Below are 6376 nucleotides of genomic sequence, written 5' to 3' on the forward strand. Positions count from 1 at the left end.
AGAGCAGAGCAGAGCAGAGCAGAGCAGAGCAGAGCAGAGCAGAGCAGAGCAGAGCAGAGCTTCAACCATTGTAGGATAGGGGGGCAGAGTTCAGCGTAGATGGTTGGTGTCAGGCGAGGTCACACCAATGAGTCTGCTCCGCGTCTTGGGAGAATATCAGACAGCAAGAAGGGAGCCTGAGGCTCCCTTCTTTGTTAGCGGTAATGTGATGGTACTGGCTAGAACCAGAAGCCGATGATAAAGGAGCCCGCCAGCGTCAGCATCACGTTGGCCACCGCATAGGTACCTGCGTAGCCAAGCGCCGGAATGGAACTATTGGCTGCCTCGTTGACCACATCCATGGCGGGGGCACAGGTACGGGCACCTGTGATGGCACCGAGCAGCAGCGCCGGGTTCATCTTCAATACCCAGACCCCGAACAGGTAACCCACCAGTACCGGCAAGGTGGTGACCAGTATACCGGAGAAGAGTACCACGGCACCCACTTCGCTCAAGTGATCCAGAATGCCGCCACCCGCCTTGAGGCCGGTGCTCACCATAAAGACCGCAAGACCGAGATCCTTGGCCAATCTGAGCGCACCGGGCGGCACATAGCCGACCGTCGGGTGGTTGGCCCGCAGGTAACCCATCAGAATGCCCGCCAACAGCAGGCCGACGGCGTTGCCAAGGCCAAACTCGATCTGACCGAACACCAGCGAAACGGAGCCAATCAGCAGGCCGAGTACGAAGAAGGTGGTGAAAGCCACCAGATCCGTGGTCTGGCTGTGGATGCTGATAAAGCCGATCTTGTTGGCCAGCAGTTTGACCCGCTGCTTCTCGCCGCTGATCTGCAACACGTCGCCTTTTTGCAGCATGATGTTGCGATCGAACGGCATCTCGATCTGGGAGCGCACCACTCGGTTGAGGAAGCACCCTTTCTCGGTGAGGTTGAGCTCCACCAGATGGCGACCTACCACGGAGTCATTCTTTACCACTATCTCTTCGGTGACGATCTGCAGGTCGAGCAGGTTGCGATCAAACACCTCTTTACCGTTGCGGTAGTTGACGTCCAGCTTCTCGTGGCTCTCGGGATAGCCCACCAGGGCGATCTCATCCCCTTCCTGAATAACGGCATCGCCGTCGGGACTGGCCAGAATGCCGTTGCGGCGGATCCGCTCCACATAGCAGCCGGTATGGGGATAGATGCCGGTCTCTCGCAGGGTACGACCACCAATCCAGGCCGCCAGCTCGGGGCCAACCCGATAGGCGCGGATGATGGGCAGATAGGTCTTGCGACTCTCGCTGTCGGAGAGACCCCGCTCGCGGGCGATTTTTTGCGCTTCGGTGTTGAGGTCGAGCCGTGCCAGCGACGGGAGGTAGCGCACCACCAGCATCAGGCCCACAAGACCCACCAGATAGGTCAGGGCGTAGCCGATGCCCATGTTGTCGAGCACCGCCTGCATATCGGTCTGATGGGGCAGGTTGAGCAGGCCGCTGCGCAAGGCATCCTGGGCACCCACCAGCGCGGGGGTCGAGGTGAGGGAACCTGCCAGGATCCCCGCCGCCATCCCCGGCCCCAGATTGAAGAACTTGGCCAGCCCCACCGTCAGCAGCAGGGCGGTCAGCAAGATCACCAGGGTCAGGGTGATGTAGTGGATGCCGTCGCGCAGGAAGACGCTGAAGAAGTGAGGGCCCGCCTCGATCCCCACACAGAAGATGAACAGCATAAAGCCGACGTTTTCTGTGGTGGTTGTGAACTCGAAGCCCATCTGGCCAAACAGCAGGGCAGTGAACAATACGCCGATGGTGTTGCCAATCTGAAAGTTGCCAAGCCGAACTTTGCCCAGCAGCAGGCCGAAGGCCAGTACCACGAATAGCAGCAGGGAGTCGCTTTGATGTAGCAGTGTCACGAAATCTATGGTCATGCCCGGAAAAACCGAGGAAAAAAGTGGGGCCGATATTGTGCCGGATCTATCCCCAATAAAGAAGCGCAAGGGGCCGATTAATCGAAAGGGATCTCGCACTATTTCGAGGCGATAGGGGGGCAAGGGGGAAAAATAGGGAGCTTCTTGCTGTGTCCCCCAGTGTCAATTAGTGAAAAATGCTAGTGGTCTTGCTTGGGGGATGGCAGAGGTAAAAACTTTAGATTCTGCTGCTGCAACGCTTAAGTGAGATCAGTTTCAGAAGATTCAACCAGCGGGATCAGAGGGTGGGCACGAGGTGAAACAGGGGATGATTTGCCCGTTCGCCCAGCCTGACTGGCCTGGCAAAAAGATATCTCAAAAAAGGTTCAAAAGCCCCCTTTTGTGCCACTGACCAGAGATGCGTAAAAACAGCATAAAATCAGGTTCCGCAGCAAAACCGCTCTTGAAAAGCCGGGATTGCCAGCTATCCCGCGTCCCGACAGGGATTGCGGCAGTTACCCACAGAATCTGTGGATAACCCTGTTTATGAATCTTGTTCATCGGCCGGTAAGCCGCGTCACGACTGGGCTGCAAGTGCTGTTCAAAAAATACCGCAGAAAAAAACTTGCTATAAAAATCAAATAGTTAGATATGGCAGAAGAAAACTCTGTCGAGCTGGAACCGGTAACAAAAGGAATCGTAAGCAGCAAGAAGGATCTTGTGCATTAAAAAAAGCTGGGGAGGGCACTAAAGTGGATAACTTGCACCGAGATGGTGAGGAATTGGCTCCCCCGACTGGACTTGAACCAGTGACATACGGATTAACAGTCCGCCGTTCTACCGACTGAACTACGGGGGAACATCAGGCAAGGAGGAGCATCATACAGAAGGTGTCCGGGGTGGTCAAGCCATTCGCGGGATGATGGCACGGGTGTACCGCTGACAAACCCTCGGTTACACTGCTCCTCTGCTGTTCTGTGTCGGGAGTGTTCATGAGCAAATTGTTCAAGTTAGCCAGCCAGTTTCAACCCGCCGGGGATCAGCCCACGGCGATTGCCCAACTGCTGGAGGGCATCGAGTCGGGGCTGGCCCACCAGACCCTGCTCGGGGTGACCGGTTCGGGCAAGACCTTCACCATGGCCAACGTCATCGCCACCCTGAACCGCCCGACCATGATCCTGGCTCCCAACAAGACCCTGGCCGCCCAGCTCTATGGCGAGATGAAGGAGTTCTTCCCCGACAACGCGGTGGAGTATTTCGTCTCCTACTACGACTATTACCAGCCCGAAGCCTATGTGCCGACCACCGACACCTTCATTGAGAAGGATGCCTCGATTAACGATCACATCGAGCAGATGCGATTGTCGGCCACCAAGGCGCTGCTGGAACGGCGCGACGTGGTGATCGTTGCTTCGGTGTCGGCCATCTATGGTCTGGGGGATCCCCAGGCTTATCTGAGCATGATGTTGCACTTGAAAGTGGGGGATGTGATCAACCAGCGGGATATCCTGCGTCGCCTCGCCGAGCTGCAGTACACCCGCAACGACATGGCGTTTCAACGCGGTACCTTCCGGGTGCGTGGTGAAGTGATCGACATCTACCCTGCCGAATCGGACAAGCTGGCCCTACGGGTGGAGCTGTTTGACGAGGAGGTGGAGCGGCTCTCCCAGTTCGATCCTCTGACCGGCGCCATAGAGCAGACGGTAGTGCGCTACACCATCTACCCCAAGACCCACTACGCCACCCCGCGCGAAACCATTTTGGGGGCCATCGAACATATCAAGGAGGAGCTGCGCAGCCGCCGCGAGCAACTGTTGTCCCTCAACAAGCTGGTGGAAGAGCAGCGCATCAGCCAGCGCACCCAGTTCGACATGGAGATGATGCAGGAGCTGGGTTACTGCTCCGGCATAGAGAACTACAGCCGCTACCTCTCCGGCCGTGCGCCGGGGGAGCCGCCGCCCACCCTGTTTGACTACCTGCCGGGGGATGGCCTGCTCATCATCGATGAGTCCCACGTCACGGTGCCGCAGATCGGCGCCATGTTCAAAGGGGACCGCTCCCGCAAGGAGACCCTGGTGGAGTACGGTTTCCGGCTCCCCTCTGCGCTGGACAACCGGCCACTCAAGTTTGACGAATTTGAAGCGCTGATGCCGCAGACGGTGTTTGTCTCGGCGACTCCCGGCCCCTACGAGCTGGAGAAGTCCGGCGGCGATGTGGTGCAGCAGGTGGTGCGCCCAACTGGCTTGCTCGATCCGGAGATCGAGGTGCGTCCGGTGACCACTCAGGTGGACGATCTGCTCTCCGAGATCCGCAAGCGGGTCGCCGTCGAGGAGCGGGTGCTGGTCACGACTCTGACCAAGCGGATGGCGGAAGACTTGACCGAGTATCTGGCGGAGCACGACGTCAAGGTGCGCTACCTCCACTCCGATATCGACACGGTAGAGCGGGTGGAGATCATCCGCGATCTGCGCCTCGGCAAGTTCGATGTACTGGTCGGCATCAACCTGCTGCGGGAAGGTCTCGACATGCCGGAGGTGTCGCTGGTGGCGATTCTGGATGCGGATAAAGAGGGTTTCCTGCGCTCGACCCGCTCGCTGATCCAGACCATCGGCCGGGCGGCGCGTAACCTCAACGGCAAGGTCATTCTCTACGGCGATACCATCACCAACTCGATGAAGGTAGCCATTGAGGAGACCGAGCGGCGTCGCGCCTTGCAGCATGCCCATAACCTCAAGCATGGCATCACCCCCAAAGGGCTCAACAAATCCATTGGCGATGTGATGGACATGGGCGGCAGCCGCACTGCAGGCAAACCAGGCAAGGGAATGCGCAAGGCAGCCGAGCCGCAAGGGGAGTACCATGTCCGCTCTGCCAGCGAGATTGCCAAAGAGATCAAACGGATGGAGGAGCTGATGTTCCAGCATGCCCGGGATCTGGAGTTCGAACAGGCGGCGGCACTGCGGGATCAGATCCAGCGGCTGCGCAGCGAGTTGATCGAGTCATGAGCCGCAAACGCTGGCTGATCTGGCAACGGCTTCGTCGTCTCTATCAGGGCTTTCGCCATCCCGGTACCCCCTGGTGGGCGAGGGGGCTGGTGATCCTTATCCTGCTCTATGGCATCAGTCCGGTGGATCTTATCCCCGACGTGGTGCCCTTGCTGGGGTGGTTCGATGATGTGACCCTGCTGCTGGTGTTGCTATGGGGCTGGGAGCGTTGTTTGCCCCCTGCAGTGCGCAGCGATCTGGAACAGGTCTCGTAGAGTCAGTCGCTTGTACAAAACGCAGCAGTATTGAGGCTGCCTGACTTTCCCATCTGTCTTTAGCTTGCAAGACTGGATATGAAAGCTACCAGTTAAACGGCTGAGCTTGCTATGGGACACGGTGGGTAATTTGCCAGGGGAGACGTCTCAATCAGCTGGTCAGATGTCGCGTGTTACTACACTGACAGCTCGCGGGCTGTCTTGAATGGTGATCACACATATCCCCCTGACAGCGAAAGTGTTAAACGTAAACCCAAGAGCCGGCAAAATTGCCGGCTCTTTGTTCATCTCAAAGAGAGGCGGCCGCAAGGGCCGGAGGATTGCAGTCTGCGCCGAGCCAGCAGATGAATGGAGACTCGCAGTGAGATATGGGCGTGCTCATCTCAGGCCAAGGCCTTGGCCAGCAGGTGGATGGGATGTTCGCAGCGAAAGCTGGTGCTCATCTCGATCTGCCATTTGCAGGTCTCGCAATCGGTGATCACCAGATCGGGGGAGAGGCGGTTGATCTGATCAAACAGCCCCTCACCGATGGTCTGGCTGGTCTGGTAGTTCTCCGACTTGAAGCCGTAGGTGCCGGCGATGCCGCAGCACTGGGACTCCAGTACCGTCACCTTGACCCCGGGAATGGCGCGCAGCAATTCGAGGGTGTAGATGACGCCCCCCATCTTCTCCATGTGGCAGGGGGTGTGGTAGGCGATGTGCAGATTGAGCGGTTTCATCGCCGGTTTGTTGCCCTTGTAGAACTCATTCCACAGGAAGCGGGTCACCAGCGAGATGCGATCCCGCACCTTGTGGTTGTCCTGCTCCAGCAGGTGGGGGTATTCATCGCGCAGGGTAAAGCCGCAGGTGGAGGAGGTGGCCAGCAGCGGCATCTCGTTACCGAGCAGGGAGTTCTCCATCTGCTTGATGTTGAAGGCCGCCTGCTGCTTGGCCTTGTCCATGAAGCCGTTGGCAATCAGCGGTACGCCGCAGCACTTCTCCCGCTCCAGCAGCTGGACACCGATGTTCATGGCGTTGAGCACCTGCACCAGCTCTTTGCCGAGTTGCGGGTGGTTGTAGTTGACATAGCAGCCGTGGAAGTAGGCGATCTGGCGCTTATAACTGGCCTGGGTCGCCTTCTGCTTTTTGTACCAGCCGCGGAAAGTGCCCTGGGAGTATTTGGGCAGGTCGCGGTGGGAGGAGACCCCCAGCGCCTTGTCCAGCACCAGCTTCATCGGCTTGAGGCCGGTGGTGA

Annotated in this window: 4 protein-coding genes and 1 tRNA gene; 2 read left to right on the plus strand and 3 right to left on the minus strand. The window is 58.3% G+C overall.

The features are described 5' to 3' along the window. Window positions 1-218 precede the first annotated feature (218 nt). Together ACRAUW_RS16020 and ACRAUW_RS16025 are read right to left on the minus strand one after the other, a co-directional pair. On the minus strand, window positions 219-1904 hold the full coding sequence (locus ACRAUW_RS16020; protein WP_431363080.1) for an aspartate:alanine antiporter: 1686 nt from the start codon (window positions 1902-1904) through the stop codon (window positions 219-221). Window positions 1905-2666: 762 nt separating this feature from the next. Then, window positions 2667-2742 (minus strand) — tRNA-Asn (locus ACRAUW_RS16025). A gap of 133 nt (window positions 2743-2875) precedes the next feature. On the opposite strand from ACRAUW_RS16025, the gene uvrB reads away from it, so the two are divergent. Then, window positions 2876-4888 carry an excinuclease ABC subunit UvrB gene (uvrB, locus tag ACRAUW_RS16030; protein ID WP_431363081.1) on the plus strand — a complete coding sequence of 671 codons (2013 nt, stop codon included), beginning with the start codon at window positions 2876-2878 and terminating at the stop codon, window positions 4886-4888. Beyond that, a complete protein-coding gene (locus tag ACRAUW_RS16035; RefSeq protein ID WP_128815310.1) occupies window positions 4885-5142 on the plus strand; it encodes a YkvA family protein in 258 nt (85 codons plus the stop codon). Before uvrB ends, ACRAUW_RS16035 begins: the two co-directional genes overlap by 4 nt. A gap of 383 nt (window positions 5143-5525) precedes the next feature. Here ACRAUW_RS16035 and glpC read toward each other — a convergent pair. Next, on the minus strand, window positions 5526-6376 hold an 851-nt coding region (glpC, locus tag ACRAUW_RS16040; protein WP_431363082.1), incomplete at its 5' end, for an anaerobic glycerol-3-phosphate dehydrogenase subunit GlpC.

It is taken from the genome of Aeromonas sp. (genome assembly GCF_050633025.1).
Taxonomy (GTDB): Bacteria; Pseudomonadota; Gammaproteobacteria; order Enterobacterales; family Aeromonadaceae; genus Aeromonas.